General features: G+C 74.3%; 21 protein-coding genes. 17 read left to right on the top strand and 4 right to left on the bottom strand.

Annotated elements, in window-relative coordinates:
• The 5 genes from CS2_RS13325 to CS2_RS13305 all read left to right on the top strand — a co-directional run.
• The coding region (locus CS2_RS13325; protein ID WP_070320357.1) for a S1C family serine protease at positions 1–1,143 on the top strand (1,143 nt) is incomplete at its 5' end.
• Positions 1,144–1,236: 93 nt separating this feature from the next.
• On the top strand, positions 1,237–1,593 hold the full coding sequence (locus tag CS2_RS13320; protein WP_046530324.1) for a twin-arginine translocase TatA/TatE family subunit: 357 nt from the start codon (positions 1,237–1,239) through the stop codon (positions 1,591–1,593).
• 92 nt (positions 1,594–1,685) lie between these two features.
• The gene (gene trpS, locus CS2_RS13315) at positions 1,686–2,747 is read left to right on the top strand and encodes a tryptophan--tRNA ligase (RefSeq protein ID WP_070320356.1); all 1,062 of its coding nucleotides are present in this window, start codon (positions 1,686–1,688) and stop codon (positions 2,745–2,747) included.
• On the top strand, positions 2,744–3,331 hold the full coding sequence (locus CS2_RS13310; RefSeq protein ID WP_046530326.1) for a 2'-5' RNA ligase family protein: 588 nt from the start codon (positions 2,744–2,746) through the stop codon (positions 3,329–3,331). The genes trpS and CS2_RS13310 overlap by 4 nt, the downstream gene beginning before the upstream one ends.
• 112 nt (positions 3,332–3,443) lie before the next feature.
• Complete coding sequence (locus CS2_RS13305; RefSeq protein WP_082740221.1) at positions 3,444–4,502, top strand: YihY/virulence factor BrkB family protein; 1,059 nt, start codon at positions 3,444–3,446, stop codon at positions 4,500–4,502.
• Between the two features lie 75 nt (positions 4,503–4,577).
• On the opposite strand, the gene CS2_RS13300 is transcribed toward CS2_RS13305, so the two are convergent.
• Genes CS2_RS13300 through sdhC form a run of 4 tightly spaced genes read right to left on the bottom strand, consistent with a single transcriptional unit; the run spans position 4,578 to position 8,107 of the window.
• Positions 4,578–5,363, bottom strand: coding sequence for a succinate dehydrogenase iron-sulfur subunit (locus CS2_RS13300; RefSeq protein WP_046530327.1), 786 nt, complete (start codon positions 5,361–5,363; stop codon positions 4,578–4,580).
• Positions 5,363–7,195 (bottom strand): succinate dehydrogenase flavoprotein subunit, encoded by a 1,833-nt coding sequence (sdhA, locus tag CS2_RS13295; RefSeq protein WP_046530328.1) that lies wholly within the window; start codon positions 7,193–7,195, stop codon positions 5,363–5,365. The genes CS2_RS13300 and sdhA overlap by 1 nt, the downstream gene beginning before the upstream one ends.
• Positions 7,196–7,248: 53 nt before the next feature.
• Positions 7,249–7,707 carry a succinate dehydrogenase hydrophobic membrane anchor subunit gene (locus tag CS2_RS13290; protein WP_046530329.1) on the bottom strand — a complete coding sequence of 153 codons (459 nt, stop codon included), beginning with the start codon at positions 7,705–7,707 and terminating at the stop codon, positions 7,249–7,251.
• Position 7,708: 1 nt separating this feature from the next.
• Positions 7,709–8,107, bottom strand: coding sequence for a succinate dehydrogenase, cytochrome b556 subunit (gene sdhC, locus CS2_RS13285; protein ID WP_082131651.1), 399 nt, complete (start codon positions 8,105–8,107; stop codon positions 7,709–7,711).
• A gap of 259 nt (positions 8,108–8,366) precedes the next feature.
• Here sdhC and CS2_RS13280 point away from each other — a divergent pair, with 259 nt between their 5' ends.
• The 12 genes from CS2_RS13280 to CS2_RS13225 form a co-directional block, all read left to right on the top strand.
• Positions 8,367–9,479 (top strand): mannose-1-phosphate guanylyltransferase, encoded by a 1,113-nt coding sequence (locus CS2_RS13280; protein WP_070320355.1) that lies wholly within the window; start codon positions 8,367–8,369, stop codon positions 9,477–9,479.
• A gap of 65 nt (positions 9,480–9,544) precedes the next feature.
• Positions 9,545–10,843, top strand: a complete 1,299-nt coding sequence (locus CS2_RS13275; protein WP_082740220.1) for an amidohydrolase — start codon at positions 9,545–9,547, stop codon at positions 10,841–10,843.
• Positions 10,844–11,067: 224 nt separating this feature from the next.
• Positions 11,068–12,171 carry a BMP family lipoprotein gene (locus CS2_RS13270; RefSeq protein ID WP_046530332.1) on the top strand — a complete coding sequence of 368 codons (1,104 nt, stop codon included), beginning with the start codon at positions 11,068–11,070 and terminating at the stop codon, positions 12,169–12,171.
• A gap of 155 nt (positions 12,172–12,326) precedes the next feature.
• Positions 12,327–13,844 carry an ABC transporter ATP-binding protein gene (locus CS2_RS13265; protein ID WP_070320354.1) on the top strand — a complete coding sequence of 506 codons (1,518 nt, stop codon included), beginning with the start codon at positions 12,327–12,329 and terminating at the stop codon, positions 13,842–13,844.
• Complete coding sequence (locus tag CS2_RS13260; RefSeq protein WP_082740219.1) at positions 13,841–15,163, top strand: ABC transporter permease; 1,323 nt, start codon at positions 13,841–13,843, stop codon at positions 15,161–15,163. Before CS2_RS13265 ends, CS2_RS13260 begins: the two co-directional genes overlap by 4 nt.
• The gene (locus CS2_RS13255; protein ID WP_046530334.1) at positions 15,160–16,455 is read left to right on the top strand and encodes an ABC transporter permease; all 1,296 of its coding nucleotides are present in this window, start codon (positions 15,160–15,162) and stop codon (positions 16,453–16,455) included. The genes CS2_RS13260 and CS2_RS13255 overlap by 4 nt, the downstream gene beginning before the upstream one ends.
• A 14-nt stretch (positions 16,456–16,469) precedes the next feature.
• Positions 16,470–16,907 carry a cytidine deaminase gene (locus CS2_RS13250; RefSeq protein WP_070320353.1) on the top strand — a complete coding sequence of 146 codons (438 nt, stop codon included), beginning with the start codon at positions 16,470–16,472 and terminating at the stop codon, positions 16,905–16,907.
• Positions 16,904–18,199 carry a thymidine phosphorylase gene (locus tag CS2_RS13245; RefSeq protein WP_070320352.1) on the top strand — a complete coding sequence of 432 codons (1,296 nt, stop codon included), beginning with the start codon at positions 16,904–16,906 and terminating at the stop codon, positions 18,197–18,199. Before CS2_RS13250 ends, CS2_RS13245 begins: the two co-directional genes overlap by 4 nt.
• 133 nt (positions 18,200–18,332) lie before the next feature.
• The gene (locus CS2_RS13240; RefSeq protein WP_070320351.1) at positions 18,333–18,569 is read left to right on the top strand and encodes a hypothetical protein; all 237 of its coding nucleotides are present in this window, start codon (positions 18,333–18,335) and stop codon (positions 18,567–18,569) included.
• The gene (locus CS2_RS13235; protein WP_070320350.1) at positions 18,566–19,696 is read left to right on the top strand and encodes an adenosine deaminase; all 1,131 of its coding nucleotides are present in this window, start codon (positions 18,566–18,568) and stop codon (positions 19,694–19,696) included. Before CS2_RS13240 ends, CS2_RS13235 begins: the two co-directional genes overlap by 4 nt.
• Complete coding sequence (deoC, locus tag CS2_RS13230; protein WP_046530339.1) at positions 19,693–20,421, top strand: deoxyribose-phosphate aldolase; 729 nt, start codon at positions 19,693–19,695, stop codon at positions 20,419–20,421. Before CS2_RS13235 ends, deoC begins: the two co-directional genes overlap by 4 nt.
• A gap of 227 nt (positions 20,422–20,648) precedes the next feature.
• On the top strand, positions 20,649–22,564 hold a 1,916-nt coding region (locus CS2_RS13225), incomplete at its 3' end, for a DUF6055 domain-containing protein (RefSeq protein ID WP_070320349.1).

Raw genomic sequence — 22,564 nt, 5'->3', positions numbered from 1 at the left:
GGCGGCGGCGCCGCCGCGCCGCAGGTCGTCCGCCGCCGGCGGCGGCGGACGCTGTCGGTCGCGTGGGTCGCGCCGCTGGTCGTGCTCGCCCTCGTCGCGGGCGTCGGGGGTGGCGTGCTCGGCGCGCGCCTGCTGCCGGACGACGCGCGACCGGCCGACGCGGCGCTGCCCACGGTCGCGGTCCCCGGGGGGACCGGGGCGCCGGTGGACCGCGCGCCCGACTCGGTCGCGGGCATCGCCGCGGGCGTGCTGCCCAGCGTCGTGTCGATCGAGGTCCGCACGCCCGACGGCGAGGGCTCGGGCTCGGGCTTCGTGCTGCGCGAGGACGGCTACGTGCTGACCAACAACCACGTGGTCGCGGGCGCGGACTCCGGTTCGCTCGTGGTCGTGTTCGGCGACGGCTCCGAGCTGCCCGGCACGGTGGTGGGGGCGACCGGCGAGTACGACCTCGCGGTCGTCAAGGTCGAGGCCTCGGGGCTCACGCCGCTCGTGCTCGGCGACTCCGACGCGGTCGTCGTCGGCGACCCGGTGGTCGCGGTCGGCGCGCCGCTCGGGCTCGTCGGGACCGTGACGACGGGGATCGTGAGCGCGCGGAACCGACCCGTCGTCGCGGGGGACTCGAGCGACGCGGCCTTCATCAACGCGATCCAGACCGACGCCGCGATCAACCCCGGGAACTCCGGCGGGCCGCTCGTCAACGCCGCGGGCGAGGTCGTCGGCATCAACTCCGCGATCGCGCAGCTCCCGGGGCGTCTCACGAGCGCCGGCAGCATCGGGCTCGGCTTCGCGATCCCCTCGAACCAGGCGCGCCGCACGGCCGAGCAGCTCATCGAGACGGGCCGCGCGACGTACCCCGTGATCGGCGTGCTGCTCGACAACGAGTACTCCGGCGAGGGCGTGCGGGTCTTCGAGCAGGACCCGGACGGTCAGTCGGCGGTCACGCCCGACGGCCCGGCCGACGCCGCCGGGATCCGGCGCGGCGACGTCATCCTCGCGATCGACGGCCGGCCCGTGACCGCGTCCGAGGAGCTCATCGTCGCCATCCGGGCCCACCGGCCGGGAGACACGGTGGTGCTGCGGGTGCGGACCGGTGAGAGCGAGCGCGACGTGCGCGTGCGCCTCGACGAGGCGCCCTCGGACTGAGCTGTAGCGCCGTCACCGCGGCCCTGACGCGCGGCCTCCCACCGACCGGACGGACCGCCGGGGACGGGGCGCGCCGCGCGGTAGCCTGGTCGCGTGTTCGGGATCAACGGAGGCGAGCTGATCATCCTGCTGCTCGTCGTCGCGCTGGTCGTCGGACCCGAGCGGCTCCCGGGGTACGCCGAGCAGCTCGCGGGCTGGGTGCGCCAGGCGCGGGACGCGGCGCGGGACGCGCGCCGCCGCGTCGACGACGAGCTGGGTGGCACGGACGTCGACTGGGAGGCGCTGGACCCGCGCCGCTACGACCCCCGCCGCATCGTGCGCGACGCCCTGCTCGACGACCCGGGCCCCCGCTCCGCGCGGCCGCCCGGGCCCGCGGGGCCCGTCGCCGCGGCGTCTGTCGCGACGCTCGCCCCGGGCACCCCGGCCCCGTTCGACGACGAGGCCACCTGACCCGTGACGCGCCGCCCGCACGCCCGCCCCGCGCACGCCCGACCCGCCCCCGACCGGCCCGCGCGCCGGTCACCCCTCCAGGAGGCCCACGCATGACCCAGGTGCTGCCCACGGCGCAGCCCGCCGCGACGTCCACGTCCGGCGCCCGGATCTTCTCCGGCATGCAGCCCACGTCGGACTCGTTGCAGCTCGGCAACTACCTCGGGGCGCTCACGCAGTGGGTCGCGCTGCAGGAGACGCACGACGCGATCTACTGCGTCGTCGACCTGCACGCCCTGACCGTCGCGCCCGACCCGAAGGTGCTGCGCGAGCGCACGCGCCGCACGGCCGCGCAGTACCTCGCGGCGGGTGTCGACCCGCAGCGCTCGATCCTGTTCGTGCAGTCGCACGTGCCGGAGCACGCCGAGCTCGCGTGGGTCCTGTCCTGCCACACGGGGTTCGGCGAGGCCGGTCGCATGACGCAGTTCAAGGACAAGTCCGCCAAGCAGGGCACCGAGGGCACGACGGTCGGGCTCTTCACGTACCCCGTGCTCATGGCGGCGGACATCCTGCTCTACGACACGCGGCTCGTGCCGGTGGGGGAGGACCAGCGGCAGCACCTCGAGCTCACGCGCGACCTCGCGCAGCGTCTCAACTCGCGCTTCGGCCGTGGCACGGTCGTGGTCCCCGAGCCGCACATCGTCTCGGCCACGGCCAAGATCTACGACCTGCAGGACCCGACGTCGAAGATGAGCAAGTCCGCCGAGAGCCCCAACGGGCTCATCGAGCTGCTCGACGACCCGAAGGTCGTCGCCAAGCGCATCCGCTCCGCGGTGACGGACGCCGAGCGGGAGATCCGCTACGACGTGGCGGCCAAGCCGGGCGTGTCGAACCTGCTGACGATCTTCTCGGCCCTCACGGGGCGCACGGTCCCGTCGCTCGAGCAGGACTACGCGGGCAAGGGGTACGGCGACCTCAAGAAGGACCTCGCGGACGTCGTGGTGGACTTCCTCACGCCGTTCCAGGAGCGCGTCCGGCACTACCTGTCGGACCCGTCGGCGCTGGACGACGTCCTCGCGGACGGGGCGGACCGGGCACGCGAGCTCGCGACGCCGACGCTCGAGCGGATCTACGACCGCTCGGGCCTGCTCCCGCGTCGCCGGACGCGCGCATGAGGCTGCCCCGGGCGGGTGCCGACGAGACGGTGGTGGGGGTCGCGCTCGCGATCCCCGAGCCGTTCCGCACGCAGCTGCACGACGCCCGGGTGCGCTTCGGCGACCCCGAGGCGCACAACATCGTGCCGCACGTGACGCTCGTCGGGCCCACGCCCGTCGCGCTCGACGCGCTCGACGCGCTCGACGCGCACCTCGCGCGCGTCGCGGGCTCGCACGCGCCGTTCCGGGTGGTGCTGCGCGGTACGCAGACGTTCCGGCCCGTGTCGCCCGTGGTGTTCGTCGCGCTCGAGCGCGGCGGCGACGACTGCGCCGCGCTCGAGCGGGCCCTGCGCGCGGGACCGCTGGACGTGCCGTCGGCGTTCCCGTTCCACCCCCACGTCACGGTCGCGCACGACCTGGACGACGCCGCCCTCGACGGCGCGCAGCGCGACATGGCCGGCTACGAGGCCGCGTTCGACGTCACGCACCTGCACCGGTTCGTGCACGACGGGGCGGCGTGGCGTCCCGTCCGGCAGTTCGCGCTCGGCGGCGACGGCTCGGCCGGCGCCGACCGCGCGGCGTCGACGCCCGCCCGCACCGTCTGAGACGACGGCGCGCCGCCCCGCGCCGGGCACGCCGCGGCCGACGTGTCGCGCGGCACGGCCCGCGCCGTCCGCAGCGGATGCCGCGGCGCGGAGGCCCACCTAGATTCGGCGCATGGAGCGCCGCACCCGGTCCGAGCCGTCCGTCGCCCGCCCGCCCGCCGGCGCGGGCGAGGCGCACCGGCACGCCGCCGAGCTGGCCCCCGACCCCGAGGGGCCGCGCCGCAGCGCCGGGTTCGCGGGTCTGGTCGAGCGCGTCCAGGCGCTGCTGGCGTGGTGGCAGCGGACCCGCGCGGCACGGGCCAACGCGCGCTTCGGCGCGGCCGGGGGCGGCCTGCTCACCGGCGGGATCGCGTACGCGACGCTCTTCTCGGTGTTCGCCGGCCTGACGATCGGCTGGACCGTGTTCATGGCGGTGCTCGGCGGCGACGAGGCCCTGCGGCAGCGGGTGCTCGACACCGCCGCGTCCTCGCTGCCCGGGCTCATCGACACGGGCGACGGGCAGGGCATGCTCGACCCGTCGGACCTGCAGATGAGCACGGGGCTGAGCGTCGCGGGCGTCGTCGCGTTCGTCGTGCTGCTCGTGAGCGCGATCTCGGCGGTCGCGGCGCTGCGCACGGCGGTGCGCGCGATGTTCGCGGCGGACGACGCCGTCACCGCGGTCGCGGGCAAGCTGCGCGAGCTCGGCGGCTTCGTCGCGATCGGCGCGGCCGTGCTCGTGTCGGCGCTCCTCGGGCTCGCCGTGACGACGGCCGCGGACTGGCTCATGGGCACGCTCGGGTGGTCCGACGGCACGGGCCTCGTGGTGCGCGTGCTCGGTGTGCTCGTGGCGTTCGTCGTGGACGCGGGCGTCTTCGTCATGGTCGTCCGCGTGCTGGCCGGGCAGCACCCGCCCCGGCGGGACCTCCTGGGTGGCGCCGTGATCGCGGGCGTCGGGCTGGGCGTGGTCCGCGTGCTGGGCACGTCGGTCGTCGCGGGATCGGTCGACCGCAACCCCGTGCTCGCGTCGTTCGCGGTGATCGTCGTGCTGCTGCTGTGGATCAACCTCATCGCGCGGATCGTGCTGCTCGCCGCGGCCTGGACGGCCGACCCGCCGCAGGCGGAGCCGTCCGGCGACCGTGGTGCCGACGACCGCGGGGCCGACCACCACGGGGCGGGCTCCCGCGGGCGCTGAGCCGAGGCGTCCGGGCGTGCGACGGCCCCGCCGGACCGGGGGTCCGACGGGGCCGTCGCGGCGTCCGGGCGGGCGTCAGAAGGCGCGCGTGATCATCGCGCGCTTGACCTCCTGGATCGCCTTGGTGACCTCGATGCCGCGCGGGCACGCCTCGGTGCAGTTGAAGGTCGTGCGGCAGCGCCACACGCCCTCCTTGTCGTTGAGGATCTCGAGGCGCTGCGTGCCGCCCTCGTCGCGGCTGTCGAAGATGAACCGGTGCGCGTTGACGATCGCGGCGGGCCCGAAGTACTGCCCGTCGGTCCAGAACACCGGGCAGGACGACGTGCACGCGGCGCACAGGATGCACTTGGTCGTGTCGTCGAACCGCTCGCGCTGCTTCGGGGACTGCAGGCGCTCCTTGGTGGGCTCCGTCCCCGTGGTGATGAGGAACGGCATGATCTCGCGGTAGGACGCGAAGAACGGCTCCATGTCGACCACGAGGTCCTTGACCACGGGCAGGCCCTTGATGGGCTCGACCACGATCGGCTTGGACGGGTCGAGGTCCTTGAGCAGCGTCTTGCAGGCGAGCCGGTTGCGGCCGTTGATCCGCATCGCGTCCGAGCCGCAGATGCCGTGCGCGCACGACCGGCGGAACGTCAGCGAGCCGTCCTGCTCCCACTTGATCTTGTGCAGCGCGTCGAGCACGCGGTCCGTGCCGTGCACGTCGACCGTGAACTCGTCCCAGCGCGGCTCGGCCTCGAAGGCCTCGCCGAACGTGGGGATCGCGTCGTCCGACGGCAGGAACCGGCGGATCTTCAGCGTGACCTGGAAGGACGGCACGGCGCCGGCCTCGGGTGCGGGGGCGTCCAGGGTGGCGGTCATCAGTACTTGCGCTCCATCGGCTGGTAGCGGGTGACGGTGACGGGCTTGGCGCCGAGGACGAGCTGGTACCCGTCGAACTCCTCGGCCCGGGAGAACGCCCCGTCGTCGTCGCCCACGGTGACGGCACCCGTGGCGAGCGGGCGGCGGTACGCCATGGTGTGCTGCATGAACCTCGCGTCGTCGCGCTGCGGGAAGTCCTCGCGGAAGTGACCGCCGCGGGACTCCTCGCGGTTGAGCGCGCCGACGACGACGGTCTCGGCGATGTCGAGCAGGAAGCCCAGCTCGACGGCCTCGAGCAGGTCGGTGTTGAACGTGCGGGTCTTGTCCTGCACCGACACGGCCTCGTACCGCTTGCGCAGCGCCTTGAGGTCCTCGAGCGCCTGCGTGAGGGACTCCGCGGTGCGGAACACCTGCGCGTTGGCGTCCATCGTCTCCTGCAGCGCGCGCCGGATGTCGGCCACGCGCTCGCCGTCGGGGCGCGTGCGGATCGTCTCGAGCTCGGCCTCGACGGTCGTCGCGGGCGACTCGGGCAGCTCGACGAACGACGCGGTCGCCGCGTACGCGGCGGCCGAGCGGCCGGCGCGCTTGCCGAAGACGTTGATGTCGAGCAGCGAGTTGGTGCCGAGGCGGTTCGACCCGTGCACCGACACGCACGCGACCTCGCCGGCGGCGTAGAGGCCCTTGATGACGTCGTCCGCGTTGCGCAGGACCTCGCCCTCGATGTTGGTCGGGATGCCGCCCATCGCGTAGTGCGCGGTCGGGTAGACGGGCACGGGCTCGGTGTACGGCTCGATGCCGAGGTACGTGCGCGCGAACTCCGTGATGTCGGGGAGCTTGGCGTCGATGTGCGCGGGCTCGAGGTGCGTGAGGTCGAGCAGGACGTAGTCCTTGTTGGGCCCCGCGCCGCGCCCCTCGCGCACCTCGTTGGCCATCGACCGGGCGACGATGTCGCGCGGGGCGAGGTCCTTGATCGTGGGCGCGTAGCGCTCCATGAAGCGCTCGCCGTCCGCGTTGCGCAGGATGCCGCCCTCGCCGCGCGCGGCCTCCGACAGCAGGATCCCCAGGCCCGCGAGGCCGGTCGGGTGGAACTGGAAGAACTCCATGTCCTCGAGCGGGATGCCGCGGCGGTAGGCCAGGGCCATGCCGTCGCCCGTGAGGGTGTGGGCGTTCGACGTGGTCTTGAAGATCTTGCCGGCGCCGCCGGTCGCGAACACGACGGCCTTGGCCTGGAAGACGTGGATCTCGCCGGTCGCGAGCTCGTACGCCACGACGCCCGAGACGTTGACCTCCTCGCCCGCGGGCACGTCGCCCGCCGCGAGGTCGTGGTCGACCAGCAGGTCGAGCACGTAGAACTCGTTGAAGAACTCGACGTCGTTCTTCACGCACTGCTGGTACAGGGTCTGCAGGATCATGTGGCCGGTGCGGTCGGCCGCGTAGCACGACCGCCGCACGGCGGCCTCGCCGTGGTTGCGCGTGTGCCCGCCGAACCGGCGCTGGTCGATGCGGCCCTCGGGCGTGCGGTTGAACGGCAGGCCCATCTTCTCGAGGTCGAGCACCGCGTCGATGGCCTCCTTGGCCATGACCTCGGCGGCGTCCTGGTCGACGAGGTAGTCGCCGCCCTTGACGGTGTCGAACGTGTGCCACTCCCAGTTGTCCTCCTCGACGTTGGCGAGGGCGGCGCACATGCCGCCCTGCGCCGCACCCGTGTGGGAGCGCGTCGGGTAGAGCTTGGAGATGACGGCCGTGCGCACGCGGGTCGAGGACTCGAGGGCTGCGCGCATGCCGGCGCCGCCCGCGCCGACGATGACGACGTCGTACTGGTGGGTCTGCATCGGCTGCGATGCCTTCCTTCGCTGGGGGCGTCCGGTCGGGGGCGTCCGGTGGGTCAGGCCGTGCAGAACGACGGCAGGAGGGAGGCCGGGCTGTTCGGCGGGCACGGGTCGAACGTGAAGATCACGAGCGTGCCGAGCGTCACGACCAGCACGGTCGCGACGTACAGCGCGACCTTGAGCACCATGCGCGTCGTGTCGCGCTCGGCGTAGTCGTTGATGATCGTCCGGACGCCGTTGGTGCCGTGCAGCATCGCGAGCCAGAGCATCAGCAGGTCCCAGACCTGCCAGAACGGCGACGCCCACTTGCCGGCGACGAAGCCGAAGTCGATCGCGCTGATGCCGTCGCCCACCATGAGGTTGACGAACAGGTGGCCGAAGATCAGCACGACGAGGACGACGCCCGACGCGCGCATGAAGACCCAGCCGTACAGCTCGAAGTTGCCGCGGGTCGTGCGGCGCGACGGACCGGGGCGCGAGGCGCGGGGGGCCTTGGGATCGGCGACGGCGCTCATGTCAGTGCCCCCCGAAGACGTTGGAGAGGTGGCGCGGCAGGAACCCGGCCATGGTGACGACGAGCAGCCCCATCACGACCCAGAGCATGACGCGCTGGTAGCGGGGGCCCTTGGCCCAGAAGTCGACCAGGATGATCCGCAGGCCGTTGAACGCGTGGAACACGATCGCGAGCACGAGCCCGGCCTCGCCCAGACCCATGATCGGGTTCTTGTACGTGCCGATGACGTCGTTGTACGCCTCGGGGGACACGCGCACGAGCGCGGTGTCGAGGACGTGCACGAGCAGGAAGAAGAAGATCGCGAAACCGGTGATGCGGTGCGCGACCCACGACCACATGCCTTCGCGCCCGCGGTAGAGCGTTCCGGCCGGCCGCGGTGGCGCGGTGGGCGCTGAGGACACGGTGGGGGGCCTCCTGTGGCGAGTCAGCGTGCGGACGTCGGTGTCCTGACGTGCCCCTCACTGTAGTGACCCGTACCCGCGGCCCGCCCCACCTCGGTGGGTCGGAAGGCCCGGCGGGGTGGCGTTTGTGACCAAGCCCACAGGTCGCGCCGTGCCGTGCGGGACGTCGGTCCGTCGCGTCCGTGGCCCGACGGGGTCCGGACGCGCGCGCGGGGCGGAGGGGCTGGGAGCCGCCGCGCGCCGTCGCTACCGTTGCGCCATGCCGGACGCACCCCTCAGCGACTTCCACGCCGTCGTCCCCGCCGGGGGAGCCGGCACCCGCCTGTGGCCGCTCTCGCGCGCCGGGCACCCGAAGTTCCTGCTGGACCTCACCGGCAGCGGGCGCTCGCTGCTGCAGGCGACGGTCGACCGCCTGGTCCCGCTCACCGGCCCGGGCCACGTGCTGGTCGTCACCGGCGCGCGGCACGCCGCGGCGGTCGCCGCGCAGCTGCCCGGGCTCGCGGACGGCGACGTCCTCGCCGAGCCGAGCCCGCGCGACTCGATGGCGGCCATCGGGCTCGCCGCGGCGGTCCTCGCGCACCGGCACGGACCGGACGTCGTGCTCGGGTCGTTCGCGGCCGACCACGTCATCACCGAGCTGCCGGTGTTCGAGGCGACGGTCCGCGAGGCCGTCGCCGTCGCCCGCACGGGCAAGGTCGTCACGGTCGGCATCCGCGCGACCGAGCCGTCGACCGGCTTCGGGTACGTGCGCAGCGGCGCGCCGCTCGACCTCGCCGACGCGCCGCACGCGCACCACGTCGCGGGCTTCACCGAGAAGCCCGACGCGCAGACCGCCGCGGAGTACCTCGCGACCGGTGAGTACAGCTGGAACGCCGGCATGTTCGTCGTGCGCGTCGGCGTGCTGCTCGACCACCTCGCGGCGCAGCTGCCCGCGCTGCACGACGGCCTGCGCGCGATCGCCGAGGTGTGGGACACGCCCGAGCGTGCGGCGCGGCTCGCCGACGTCTGGCCCGGCCTCACCCGCATCGCGATCGACCACGCGATCGCCGAGCCGGTCGCCGCCGCGGGAGGCATGGCGGTCGTGCCCGGGGCGTTCGGGTGGGACGACGTCGGCGACTTCGCGTCGCTCGGGACCCTCCTCGACACCGGCGCGGACGGCGCCACGCTCGGTGAGGCCGCCCACGTGCTGCGGCTCGCCTCCGACGGTGCGGTCGTCGCGACCGGCGGGCGCACCGTGACGGTCGTCGGCGTGCCCGACGCGGTCGTCGTCGACACGCCCGACGCCGTGCTGGTCACCACGCGTGCGCACGCGCAGGACGTCAAGCAGGCCGTCGACGCGTGGCGCGAGCGCGGGCGCGACGACCTGCTCTGACCGTCGGACGCCGGGGCGGTGGACCTCGCCGGGCGCGTCCGGGCTGCGGCGATACCCTCGGTGACGTGCCCATCCCGTCGTCCGGCCACCCGTCCGTGCCGCTCTCGCCGAGCGACGTGCCGCCGCTGAGCACGCTCGCCCCGGAGTCGTCCGACCCGGGTGCGCGCGTGCTCGCGTCCGCCGTCGCCGGGCTGCGCACCGAGCTCGTCGCCTTTCGGCGCGACCTGCACGCGCACCCCGAGCTGGGGCGCACCGAGGAGCGCACGACGCGCGTCGTCGCGGAGCGTCTGCGGGCCGCGGGGCTGACGCCGCACGTGCTGCCCGGGTCCGGGCTGTGGTGCGACGTCGGCCCGACGGTCGCCGCGTCGGGCGCGCGGCTCGTGGCCCTGCGTGCGGACCTCGACGGGCTGCCCGTGCCGGACACGTGCGGCCTGCCGTGGTCGTCGACGCACCGCGGCGTCGCGCACGCGTGCGGGCACGACGTGCACACCACCGCGGTCCTCGGCGCGGGGCTCGCGCTCGCGCGGCTCGCGGACGAGGGCCTGCTCACCACCCGCGTCCGGCTCGTCTTCCAGCCGGCCGAGGAGGTGCAGCCCGGCGGCTCGATCGACGTGATCAACGCCGGCGGTCTCGACGGGGTCGCGCAGATCTTCTCGGTGCACTGCGACCCGAAGCTCGACGTCGGCCTCGTCGGCACGCGCATCGGGCCCATCACGTCGGCCTCCGACGAGGTCACCGTGACGCTGACCGGGCCGGGCGGGCACACGTCGCGGCCGCACCTGACGGGCGACGTGGTGTTCGCGCTCGGTCAGGTCGTCACGCAGGTGCCCGCCGTCCTGGGCCGCCGGCTCGACCCGCGCTCGGGGGTCAACCTCACGTGGGGCGCGGTGCGCGCGGGGACGGTGCACAACGCCATCCCGTCGACGGGCACGGTGATGGGCACGCTGCGGTGCCTCGACGTGCGGGCGTGGGAGCGCGCGTCGGCGGTCTTCGAGCAGGCCGTGCACGACGTCGTGCACCCGCTGGGCGTCGAGGTCGAGGTCAAGCACCAGCGCGGCGTCCCGCCCGTGGAGAACGGCGCGGAGAGCACCGGGGTGCTCGAGGCCGCGGCGCGCGACGTGCTGGGCCCCGAGTCGGTGCACCTGACCGAGCAGTCGCTGGGCGGCGAGGACTTCGCGTGGTACCTCACGAAGGTCCCGGGCGCGATGGCGCGGCTGGGGACGCGCACGCCCGGCGGCCACACCTTCGACATCCACCAGGGTGACCTGCGCGTGGACGAGCGGGCCGTCGAGGCGGGGGCCGTGCTGCTCGCCCGCGCCGCGCAGCTGGCGGGCCGCCGCGCCGCCGCGCCGGCCTCGTCCTGAGCGTCGTCTCGCGCCTCGGACCGCGCGTCCGAGGCGCGGGAACAGGTTGCGTTTTCATCACAGAACCTGCGCAGATACGGGTCGGTAACAAGAGCGTGACCTGGGGGTGCCTAGGGTCCGCAGTGATCATGCCGACCGGATCCGGGCGGCGCCGGTGCGACGAGGCACCGGCGGCACCGGCCACGCCGCGCGGCGCGACGACGAGAAGCAGGAGACAACCTGTCGTGAAGAAGATCATCCGAGTGGCCGCACTGGGTGGGGCGGTCGCCCTCGCGCTCGCGGCGTGTGGCAGTGCTCCCGAGGCGTCCGAGCCCACGGCCGGCGGCAGCGACAAGGCTGCGTCCGACTTCAAGGCCTGCATCGTCTCCGACGCCGGCGGGTTCGACGACAAGAGCTTCAACCAGCTCAGCTACGAGGGCACCAAGGAGGCGACCGAGGCGCTCGGCGCCGGCTTCGCCGAGGTGCAGTCCGACTCCGAGGCCGACTTCGCGCCGAACCTCGAGAGCCTCGTGGCCGAGAGCTGCAACACGATCGTGTCCGTCGGCTTCGCGCTGTCGGCCGCGACGGTCGAGCAGGCCAACGCCAACCCCGACATCGACTTCATCCTGGTCGACGACGCCGCGGACAACGACTTCGACGGCCAGAAGGACGCCGAGAACATCAAGCCGCTGCTCTACGACACGGCCCAGGCCGCGTTCCTCGCCGGCTACCTGTCGGCCGGCTACTCGGCCGGCAACGGCGTCAACAAGGTCGGCACGTTCGGCGGCCAGCCCTACCCGACCGTGACGATCTTCATGGACGGCTTCAAGCAGGGCGTCGAGTACTACAACAAGGTCAACGGCGCGTCCGTGCAGGTCATCGGCTACCAGGGCGGCGACCAGGGCTCGTTCACCGGCGGCTTCGACGCCAACGACACGGCCAAGCAGGTCGCGGCCGGCATCATCGACCAGGGCGTCGACGTGATCCTCCCCGTCGGTGGTCCGATCTACCAGTCCGCGATGGACGCCATCGCCGACTCGGGCCGCGAGGTCGCGCTGATCGGCGCCGACGCCGACGTCTTCGAGACCGACCCGTCGACGCAGGACCTCGTCCTCACGTCGATCCTCAAGAACATGAAGCTCTCGACGAACGAGGCCGTCACGGCCGCGGGCGAGGGCAAGTTCGACGCCGAGACCTACGTCGGCACGCTCGAGAACGAGGGCGTCGGCATCGCGCCGCTGCACAACTTCGAGTCGAAGGTCGACGCGGGCCTGCTGACCGAGGTCGAGGACCTCAAGCAGCAGATCATCGACGGCGACGTCACGGTCACCTCGTACCTGGCGAAGTGATCGCGTCGTCGCACGCGTGACGCGACGCCCCGGACGGCCGGCGACGGCTCGTCCGGGGCGTCCCCCGTGCGACGATCTCCCGGACGGCTCACCGGCGCGCCACGAGCGCCTCGCCCGAGCCCTCCACCCGCACCGTCCCGAACCCCGAGGACCCCATGAAGCTCGAGCTGCGCGGCATCACCAAGCGCTTCGGCGCCCTGGTCGCCAACGACCACATCGACCTGACGGTCGAGCCCGGCGAGATCCACTGCCTCCTCGGTGAGAACGGCGCCGGGAAGTCGACGCTCATGAACGTGCTGTACGGCCTGTACCAGGCCGACGAGGGCGAGATCCTGCTGGACGACGAGGTCCAGCACTTCGCCGGACCGGGCGACGCGATGACCGCCGGCATCGGCATGGTGCACCAGCACTTCATGCTCATCCCGGTGTTCACGGTCGCCGAGAACGTCATGCTCGGCCACGAGCAGACCCGCGCGGGCGGGCGCCTCGACCTCGAGTCGGCCCGCACCCGCGTGCGCGAGATCGCCGACCGCTTCGGCTTCCACGTGGACCCCGACGCCGTCGTCGAGGACCTCCCCGTGGGCGTGCAGCAGCGCGTCGAGATCATCAAGGCCCTGTCGCGCGACGCGAAGGTGCTCGTGTTCGACGAGCCGACCGCGGTGCTGACGCCTCAGGAGACCGACGAGCTCATGGGCATCATGCGCCAGCTCAAGGAGGGCGGCGCCGCGATCGTCTTCATCACCCACAAGCTGCGTGAGGTGCGTGCCGTCGCGGACCGCATCACGGTCGTGCGCCGCGGTGCGATCGTCGGCGAGGCCGAGCCCACCGCGACCGACGCCCAGCTCGCGTCGCTCATGGTCGGCCGCCCCGTCGAGCTCGTCGTGCACAAGGACGCTCCGCGCCTCGCCGAGGGTGGCCTGAGCGTGCGCAACCTCCAGGTCACCGACGCGCGCGGCGCCGTGCTCGTCGACGACGTGTCGTTCGAGGTCCCGAGCGGCGAGATCCTCGTCGTCGCCGGCGTCCAGGGGAACGGGCAGACCGAGCTGGCCGAGGCGCTCGCGGGCCTGCAGGACCGCGTGACCGGCAGCATCCGCCTCGACGGCACCGAGCTCGTCGGGCGCACCGTGCGCCAGGTGCTCGACGCGGGCGTCGGCTACGTCCCCGAGGACCGCAACGAGGACGGCCTCGTCGGCTCGTTCACCGTCGCCGAGAACCTCGTGCTCGACCGCACCAACGGGCGCCCGTTCGTCCGCGCGGGCGCGTTGCAGCTGCGCGCGCGCGACGCGTTCGCGCGCGAGAAGGTCGAGGAGTACGACATCCGCACGCAGGGCATCGGCTCGCCCGTCGGGCGTCTGTCGGGCGGCAACCAGCAGAAGGTCGTCGTCGCGCGCGAGCTGTCGCGCGACCTGCGCCTGCTCGTCGCCGCGCAGCCGACGCGCGGCGTCGACGTCGGTTCCATCGAGTTCATCCACAAGCGGGTCGTCGAGACCCGGGACGCGGGCGTGCCCGTGATCGTGGTCGCCACCGAGCTCGACGAGGCGGTCGCGCTCGCCGACCGGATCCTCGTCATGTACCGCGGCCGCGTCGTCGGCATCGTCCCGTCCGACACCCCCCGCGACGTCCTCGGCCTCATGATGGCCGGCGTCGCCCCGACCGAGGGAGAGGCCGCGTGAGCGAGCCGCAGCACCCGGCCACGGACGCCACGTCCGTCGCGCCCGGGGTCGTCGCACCGGACGCGGGCGGCGACGACGCCGGACCCCCGGCCGTCGCACGGGACACCCGCTGGAACGACGCGATCGCGCGCGTCGTGTCGGGCGGCTGGGCGGTGTCGCTGGGCGCCGTCGTCCTGGCGGTGCTCGCCGGGTCCGTGATGATCGCGTTCACCGACGAGGGCGTGCAGGAGGCCTCGTCGTACTTCTTCGCGCGGCCCGGTGACACGCTCGCGGCCATCGGCCAGGCGGTCGGCGGCGCGTACTCGGCGCTCTTCCGCGGTGCCGTCTACAACTACACGGCCGACTCGTTCGTGCAGGGCATCCGTCCCCTGACGCAGTCGCTGACCTACGCGACGCCGCTGATCGTCGCCGGTCTCGGCCTCGCGATCGCGTTCCGCTCCGGCCTGTTCAACATCGGTGGCCAGGGCCAGATGCTGATCTCCGCGGCGGCGGCCGGCTGGGTCGGCTTCGCGTTCGACCTGCCGGTCGGGCTGCACGTGGTCGTCGCGCTCGTCGCGGGCGTCGCCGCCGGCGCGCTGTGGGGTGCCCTCGCGGGCCTGCTCAAGGCCACCACGGGCGCGCACGAGGTGATCGTCACGATCATGCTCAACTACGTCGCGTTCTACCTGCTGTCGTACCTGCTGGCCACGCCCGGCCTGCTGCAGGCGCCCGGGTCGGCGAACCCCAAGACGCCGCCCATGGCGGAGACCGCGCTGCTGCCGCGCCTGCTCGGGCCGTCGTTCCGCCTGCACCTGGGCTTCCTGCTCGCGCTCGCCGCGGTGTTCCTCGCCTGGTGGCTGCTCGAGCGCTCGAGCCTCGGCTTCTCGCTGCGCGCCGTGGGCGAGAACCCCCACGCGGCGCGCGTCGCCGGCATCGACGTCTCGCGCTCGACCGTCCTCGCGATGCTCGTCAGCGGTGCGCTCGTCGGGCTCGCGGGCAGCACGCAGGTGCTCGGCCTCATCACCACCGGCTTCAGCTACGACATCGACGCGGGGATCGGGTTCGACGCGATCACGGTCGCGCTGCTCGGGTCGTCCAACCCCGTCGGGGTGCTGTTCGCGGGCCTGCTGTTCGGCGGGTTCAAGGCGGGCGGCTCGGTCATGCAGGCGTCCGAGGGCATCCCGATCGAGATCGTGCTCGTCGTGCAGTCCCTCATCGTCCTGTTCATCGCGGCGCCGCCGCTGGTGCGCGCGGTCTTCCGGCTCCCGCAGCCGGGCCGTCGCACGCCGGCCAAGGGCCGCCGTCTCGGCGCCGCGCGCCGCCAGGAGGTGCAGCGATGAGCACGACGACGGCGCAGCCGGTGCCCGCACCGGACGAGGTCGTCGAGCCGCGGCTCGTGACCGTCGTGTCCCGCAAGGTCCCCGTGGTCCTCGCGGTCGTGACCGCCCTGTTCGCGCTGCTGCTCGCGCTGCGTGCGCGCGAGGGCGACGCGACGTTCCGGCTCTCGAGCTCGGGCGACCTCGTCGCGCTGCCGAGCATCGACGTGCCCGGCACCGCGACCGGCTGGGTCGCGGTGGTCCTCATGGCGCTGCTCGCCGCGTTCGCGTTCCTGCGCGTCGCCGGCCGCCGCAAGGTCCCGGGCTGGGTGTCGGCGGTGTTCGCGGTCCTGTTCCTCGTCGGGTTCCTCGCGTGGGCGGCCGCCGGCAGCCCCAACGACGTGCCGCTCGTGCGCGTGATCGGCGGCTCGGTGCTGCTGGCCGTGCCGATCGTGTTCGGCGCGCTCGGCGGCGTGATCGGCGAGCGCGTCGGCGTCGTCAACATCGCGATCGAGGGCCAGCTGCTGGCGGGGGCGTTCTGCGCGGCCGTCGCGGGCTCGGTCACCGGCAGCCCGTGGGCCGGCGTCGTCGCGGCGGTCGTCGCGGGCGTCCTGGTGTCGCTCGTGCTGGGCGTGTTCACCATCACCTACAAGGTCAACCAGGTGATCGTCGGCGTCGTCCTCAACGTGCTGGTCATCGGCGTGACGAGCTTCCTGTACTCGCAGGTGCTCGTCTCGAACCCCGAGCTCAACAGCACCACGCGGTTCTCCAACGTCGCGATCCCGGGGCTGTCGCACATCCCCGTGATCGGCCCGTCGCTGTTCAACCAGTCGCTGATCGTCTACCTCATGTACCTCGTGGTGCCGGGCGTCTGGTACGCGCTGTACCGCACGCGCTGGGGCCTGCGGGTCCGCGCGGTCGGCGAGCACCCCAAGGCGGCGGACACGGTCGGCATCAAGGTCGAGCGCACGCGCTACCTCGCGCTCATGGTCGCGGGCGCGATCGCCGGCATCGGCGGCGCGTTCTACACGGTCGTCTCGGTCTCGAGCTTCGGCAAGGAGATGACCGCGGGCGCGGGCTTCATCGCGCTCGCCGCCGTGATCTTCGGCAAGTGGGACCCGGTCCGTGCGGCCCTCGCGGCGCTGCTGTTCGGCTTCGCGTCGAACCTCGAGGGGGCGCTCAGCATCGTCGGCGCGCCCGTGCCCAGCCAGTTCATGCTCATGCTGCCGTACGTCGTGACGCTGCTGGCCGTCGCGGGGCTCGTCGGGCGCTCGCGCGCCCCGGCCGCCACCGGCCAGCCGTACGTCAAGGAGTGAACCGAGGAGTGGACATGGCGAGCACGACGCAGGCCGTCGACTGGGACGGCCTGCGGGCCGCGGCACGCGACGCGATGACCCGGGCGTACGCCCCCTACTCCCGGTTCCCGGTGGGGGTCGCGGCCCTCGTGGACGACGGCCGGGTGGTCGTGGGCTGCAACGTCGAGAACGCGTCGTACGGGGTCGGCCTGTGCGCCGAGTGCAGCCTCGTGTCGATGCTGCACGTCACCGGCGGCGGCCGGCTCGTGGCCTTCACGTGCGTCGACCAGCACGGCAACGTGCTGGCGCCGTGCGGCCGCTGCCGGCAGCTGCTGTTCGAGCACGGCGGACCCGACCTGCTGGTCGAGACCGTGCGTGGCGTCCGCCCCATGAGCGAGGTGCTGCCCGACGCGTTCGGGCCCGTCGACCTCGTCGAGCGCGGCGCCGACCAGGACCAGGAGGAGAAGTCATGACCGAGGCGTTCGACGCCGTCGACGTGATCGTCGCCAAGCGCGACGGCCACCGGCTCACCGACCCGCAGATCGACTGGGTGATCGACGCGTACACGCGCGGCGTCGTCGCCGACGAGCAGATGTCCGCGCTCGCGATGGCGATCCTGCTCAACGGCATGGACCGCGCCGAGATCGCCCGGTGGACGGCGGCGATGATCGCGAGCGGCGAGCGGATGGACTTCTCCGGGCTGTCGCGCCCGACGTCCGACAAGCACTCGACCGGCGGCGTGGGCGACAAGATCACGCTGCCGCTCGCGCCGCTCGTCGCGGTGTTCGGCGTGGCCGTCCCGCAGCTGTCGGGCCGCGGCCTGGGCCACACCGGCGGCACGCTCGACAAGCTCGAGTCGATCCCCGGCTGGCGCGCCGCGCTCAGCAACGACGAGATGATGCGGCAGCTCGAGGACGTCGGCGCGGTCATCTGCGCCGCCGGCTCGGGCCTGGCGCCCGCCGACCGCAAGCTGTACTCGCTGCGCGACGTCACCGGGACCGTCGAGGCGATCCCGCTCATCGCGAGCTCGATCATGAGCAAGAAGATCGCCGAGGGCACGGGCTCGCTCGTGCTCGACGTCAAGGTCGGCTCGGGCGCGTTCATGAAGGACGCGGACCGGGCGGGCGAGCTCGCGCGGACGATGGTCGAGCTCGGCACCGACGCGGGCGTGCGCACGGTCGCGCTGCTCACCGACATGTCGACGCCGCTCGGCCTCACCGCGGGCAACGCCCTCGAGGTGCGCGAGTCGGTCGAGGTGCTCGCGGGCGGCGGACCCGCCGACGTGGTCGAGCTGACCGTCGCGCTCGCGCGCGAGATGCTCGACGCCGCCGGGCGCCCCGACGCCGACCCCGAGGCGGCGCTGGCCGACGGCCGCGCGATGGACGTGTGGCGCCGCATGATCGCCGCGCAGGGCGGCGACCCCGACGCGACGCTGCCCGCCGCGCGCGAGAGCGAGCAGGTCCTCGCGGAGCGCGACGGCGTCCTGACGACGCTCGACGCGTACGCCGTGGGCGTCGCGGCGTGGCGCCTGGGCGCGGGCCGCGCGCGCAAGGAGGACCCGGTGCAGGCCGGCGCGGGCGTCGAGATCCACGCGCGCCCCGGGGGCACGGTCCGGGCCGGGCAGCCGCTGCTCACGCTGCACACCGACACCCCCGAGCGCTTCGGGCGCGCGCGCGAGGCGCTCGCGGGCGGCGTGGTCGTCGACCCCGACGGCGTCGCGGGTGCGCGCACGTCGCTCGTGCTCGACCGGGTCGCCGCGGGCTGAGCCCCGGCACCACCCCGGGGCCGGCCGGCCCCGGGGTGGTGCGGTGCGGCGCCCGCGGCGCCCCGAGGTCGCGGTGGCCGCGCGGGCGAGCCACGATGAGGACGTCCGCCGCCCACGACCACGAGGAGGAGCCATGAGCACCGTGCCCGGACCGCAGTCCTGGAGCGACGCGGGGCTGGTCCCCGTCGACCCCGAGGAGCCGCTGCGGCTGACCGACGCCGACGAGGGCGACGCGCCGGACGAGCGCGACGCCGAGGAGTACGCACCCGCCGTGCCGCGCGCCGACCTCGAGGGGGAGGCCGACGAGGCCGACGTGGTGGACCAGGCGGCCGAGGTGCCGCTCGACGAGGACGAGGAACCCGACGCGTGACATCGCTGGACAGGCCGGACGGCCCCGAGCAGGACCTGGACGCGACGCTGCGCGCGCTGCCGAAGGTGCTGCTGCACGACCACCTGGACGGCGGTGTGCGACCCGCGACGGTCGTCGAGCTGTCCGCCGAGGTCGGGCACGCGCTGCCCACCACGGACCCCGACGCGCTCGCGCGATGGTTCGTCGACGCCGCGGCGTCGGGCTCGCTGCCGCGCTACCTCGAGACGTTCGAGCACACGCTCGCCGTCATGCAGACGGCGGACGGCCTGCGTCGCGTCGCCCGGGAGGCCGCGCTCGACCTCGCCGCCGACGGCGTCGTGCACGCCGAGCAGCGGTACGCGCCCGAGCAGCACCAGCGCGCCGGGCTGACGCTCCAGCAGGTCGTCGACGCGGTGCGCGAGGGGTTCGCCGAGGGCGAGGCGCAGGCGCGCGAGCAGGGTCACGAGATCCGGGTCGTGCAGGTGCTGTCCGCGATGCGGCAGGCCGACCGCGCGGACGAGATCGCGGCGCTCGCCCTGGCGAACCGGGACGCGGGCGTCGTCGGCTTCGACATCGCGGGCCCGGAGGACGGGTTCCCGCCGTCGCGGCACGCGTCGGCGTTCCGCACGGTGCGGGAGGCGAGCTTCCCGGCCACCGTGCACGCCGGTGAGGACGGCGGGCTCGACTCGATGGCCGAGGCGCTGCACGTCGCGGGCGCGCTGCGGCTGGGGCACGGCGTGCGCATCGCGGACGACGTGCGGGTCGAGCCCGACGGCACGTACCGCCTGGGCACGCTCGCGCACTGGGTGCGCGACCGCCGGGTGCCGCTCGAGGTGTGCCCGTCGTCGAACCTGCAGACCGGCGCTGCCGCGTCGGTCGCCACGCACCCCCTGACGACGCTGCTGCGCGCGGGGTTCGAGGTGACGGTCAACACCGACAACCGGCTGCAGTCCGGCACGAGCCTGTCGCGCGAGCTCGGCCTGCTGGTCCGCGAGGCCGGCTGGACGCTCGACGACGTCCTCGCGGTCACCGTGGCCGCGGCCCGCCACACGTTCCTGCACGAGGACGAGCGCCGCGCGCTCGTCGACCGCATCGTCCGCCCGGCACGCACGCCGGGGACCGCACGCCCCGGGAGGCACCGCGCATGACCACCGACCCGACCCTCGACCCCGCCGCCGCACGGCAGCCGCTGGACGCCGTCGCGCTCGCGCGCCTCGTCGACCACACCCTGCTCAAGCCCGAGGCGACGCGCGCGGACGTCGAGGCGCTCATCGCCGAGGGCATCCGCCTGGGCGTGTACTCGGTGTGCATCTCGCCGTCGTTCCTGCCCGTCGAGGTGCCGGTGGGGATCGACGGCGCGCCGGACCTCCAGGTGGCGACGGTCTGCGGGTTCCCGTCCGGGAAGCACCACAGCGACGTCAAGGCCGCCGAGGCCGCGCGTGCGGTGCGTGACGGCGCGCACGAGGTCGACATGGTGATCGACGTGGGCGCCGCCAAGGAGGGCCGCTTCGCGGACGTCGAGGCCGACGTGCGCGCGGTCCGGGACGCCGCCCCGGCGCCCACGGTGCTCAAGGTCATCATCGAGTCGGCCGCGCTGACCGACGACGAGATCGTCGCGGTGTGCCGCGCGGCCGAGGCCGCGGGTGCGGACTTCGTCAAGACGTCGACCGGGTTCCACCCCGCGGGCGGTGCGAGCGTGCACGCCGTGCGGCTCATGGCGCAGACCGTCGGCGGCCGGCTGGGCGTCAAGGCCTCGGGCGGCATCCGCTCGGCGGCCGACGCGCTCGCGATGGTCGAGGCGGGCGCCACGCGCCTGGGGCTGTCGGGCACCGCCGCGGTGCTCGCGGGCGTCACGGCCGACGGCGACTACTGACGGCGACGACCCGGTCACCACGCATGAGAGGCGCGTGAGAGTTCGACTCTCGCGCGGGTGAAATACTCCCGAGACGGACGAATCGGGCGTTGACTTCGTCGTCGACGCCGGACGATGGTGGACGGTCGTCCGACAGGCGCAGGCCCGTCGGACGCCCGTCACGTCCGCAGCAGCACCCGGTCGCAGGACGCTCGGCGTGCACGACCGGGAGGGGAGACGCACGCGGCATGGGCCGTATCACGCGCGGCGTGCTCGTCGTCGTCCTCGTCGTCGCGTTCGGGCTCGGGGCGGCGCTGGCCACGGGGCTGGGCGCCGCCGACGACGGGCGGCGCGCGCTCGTCGTGCCGGCCGGCTGGCGCGACGCGTGGGCGGACGCCCACGTGGTCGAGGGCGACGCGGTCGCGCTCGCGTGGGGCGACCGCGCCGGCGAGGACCCGACGACCGCACCGCCCGACCTGCGCTTCGACCCCGACCGCACGCTCGCGCAGCTCGAGGCCCTGCTCGCCTTCGACGTCGAGGCGCTCGGACCCGCCGCGCAGGACGGCCCGCTGACGGGTCGCAAGGTGCTCGTCGTCGTCGACGGCACGTGGTCGCACGGTCCCGGCGCGGCGCGGCCGGGGGTCGACGCGTCGGTCGACGGCGGCCTGTCGGTGGCCGCGGACGCGACACCGGTGACGTCCGGCGCGGTCGTCGACGGCGTCGGCCTGCTGCGGGTCGACCCCGCGGTGCTCGCCCCGCGGGCCGCGGCGGACGGCGCGACCGCGCCGGGGACGCCCGAGGCCGGCTCGGCCGTCCCCGCGGGCACGCCCTGGGAGCTCGCGCGCGGCGTCGCCGAGACCGTGCAGCACCTCGTCGCGGCGGCGCACCCGGGTCGTGGCCTCACGCCCGAGTCGGCCGCGACGCTCCGGGCCGCCGGGTCGGCCTACCTCGCGACGCTGGCCGTGCCCGGGCGGTACGCCGACGTGTCGGACCAGGTGCACGCGCCGCAGCTCGCGTGGGGCAGCCCGCGGCACGGCGACGCGGGCTGGCTGCTGCTGCAGCAGCTCGTCTCGCGGTCCCACCCCACGCTGCTCGGCGACCTGTGGTCGAGGTCTCTCGACACCGAGGACGTGCTCGACGCGTACGCGCGGCTCACGTCGTCGGACGCGTCGGCGCTCAACCGTCGCATCGCCCAGTACGCGCTGCGCGCCGCCGTCGCCGACCTGCCCGGTGCGGGCGCGCCCGGCGACGTGCTCGCCGAGGTCGACCCCGTGCTCCGCGCGCAGCGGACGACCCCCGTCGACGCGGTCCCCGACGACCCGGGCCACCACCGCGTGCTCGGGACGTTCGCGCCGGGCGCCTACGGGTACACGGTCGTGCGCCTCGCGCCCGACGGCACCGGCGAGATCACCGTGCGGGTGCGGGGGCACGCCGACGGTCTCGGGGAGAGCGCGGGGTGGAGCTTCGGCATGGTGGCGCTCGGCCCGACCGGGCCCCGGTACAGCCCCGTCACCGAGGCGGACGACGCGCAGCTGACGCTCGCGCTGCGACCCGGCGAGGAGGAGGTCTACCTGGTCGTGACCGCGACCCCCGGGGTGATCGCGCCGACCCCGCCGGTCGGCTTCGCGGCGACGCCGCGGTACCCCTACGAGTTCCGGGTCGCCGGGGCGGCCGTCGTGGCCGACGCGGCCCAGGACGTCACCGGCGGGCACCGGCACGCCCACGGCGGCGGGTGGGTCGACGACCGGGCGACGGTCGACCCGACCGCGTGGGTCGGTCCCGACGCCGTGGTGCGCGGCGACGCGGTCGTCGGGCCCGGCGTCCGGATCGAGGGGCGGGCGTGGGTGCAGGGCGGCGCCCGGCTGGCCGACCGGGTCGTGGTGCGTGACGTCGCGGTCGTGCGCGGGACCGCGCGCCTGTCGGGTGACGTCGTGGTCGGCGGTGACGCGGTCGTGGGCTTCACGTGCGACGCGGGCACCTACACGACCTACCGCGCCCGTGCGACCTGCGACCCGGCGAGCGTCGACAGCGACGTCAACGCGACGGTCACGCCGTTCGCCGCCGGGGAGGTCGTGATCGAGGCCGCCGCGGCGACGAGCGCGCCGACGACGTCGCCGGACTCGCAGGGCGCGCCGGCGGACCCGCCGCCGACCGCCGCGTCGCC

This window comes from Cellulomonas iranensis NBRC 101100 = JCM 18110 (assembly GCF_001552375.1).
Lineage (GTDB): Bacteria > Actinomycetota > Actinomycetes > Actinomycetales > Cellulomonadaceae > Cellulomonas > Cellulomonas iranensis.
This window is presented reverse-complemented; position numbering and strand designations above follow the sequence as displayed.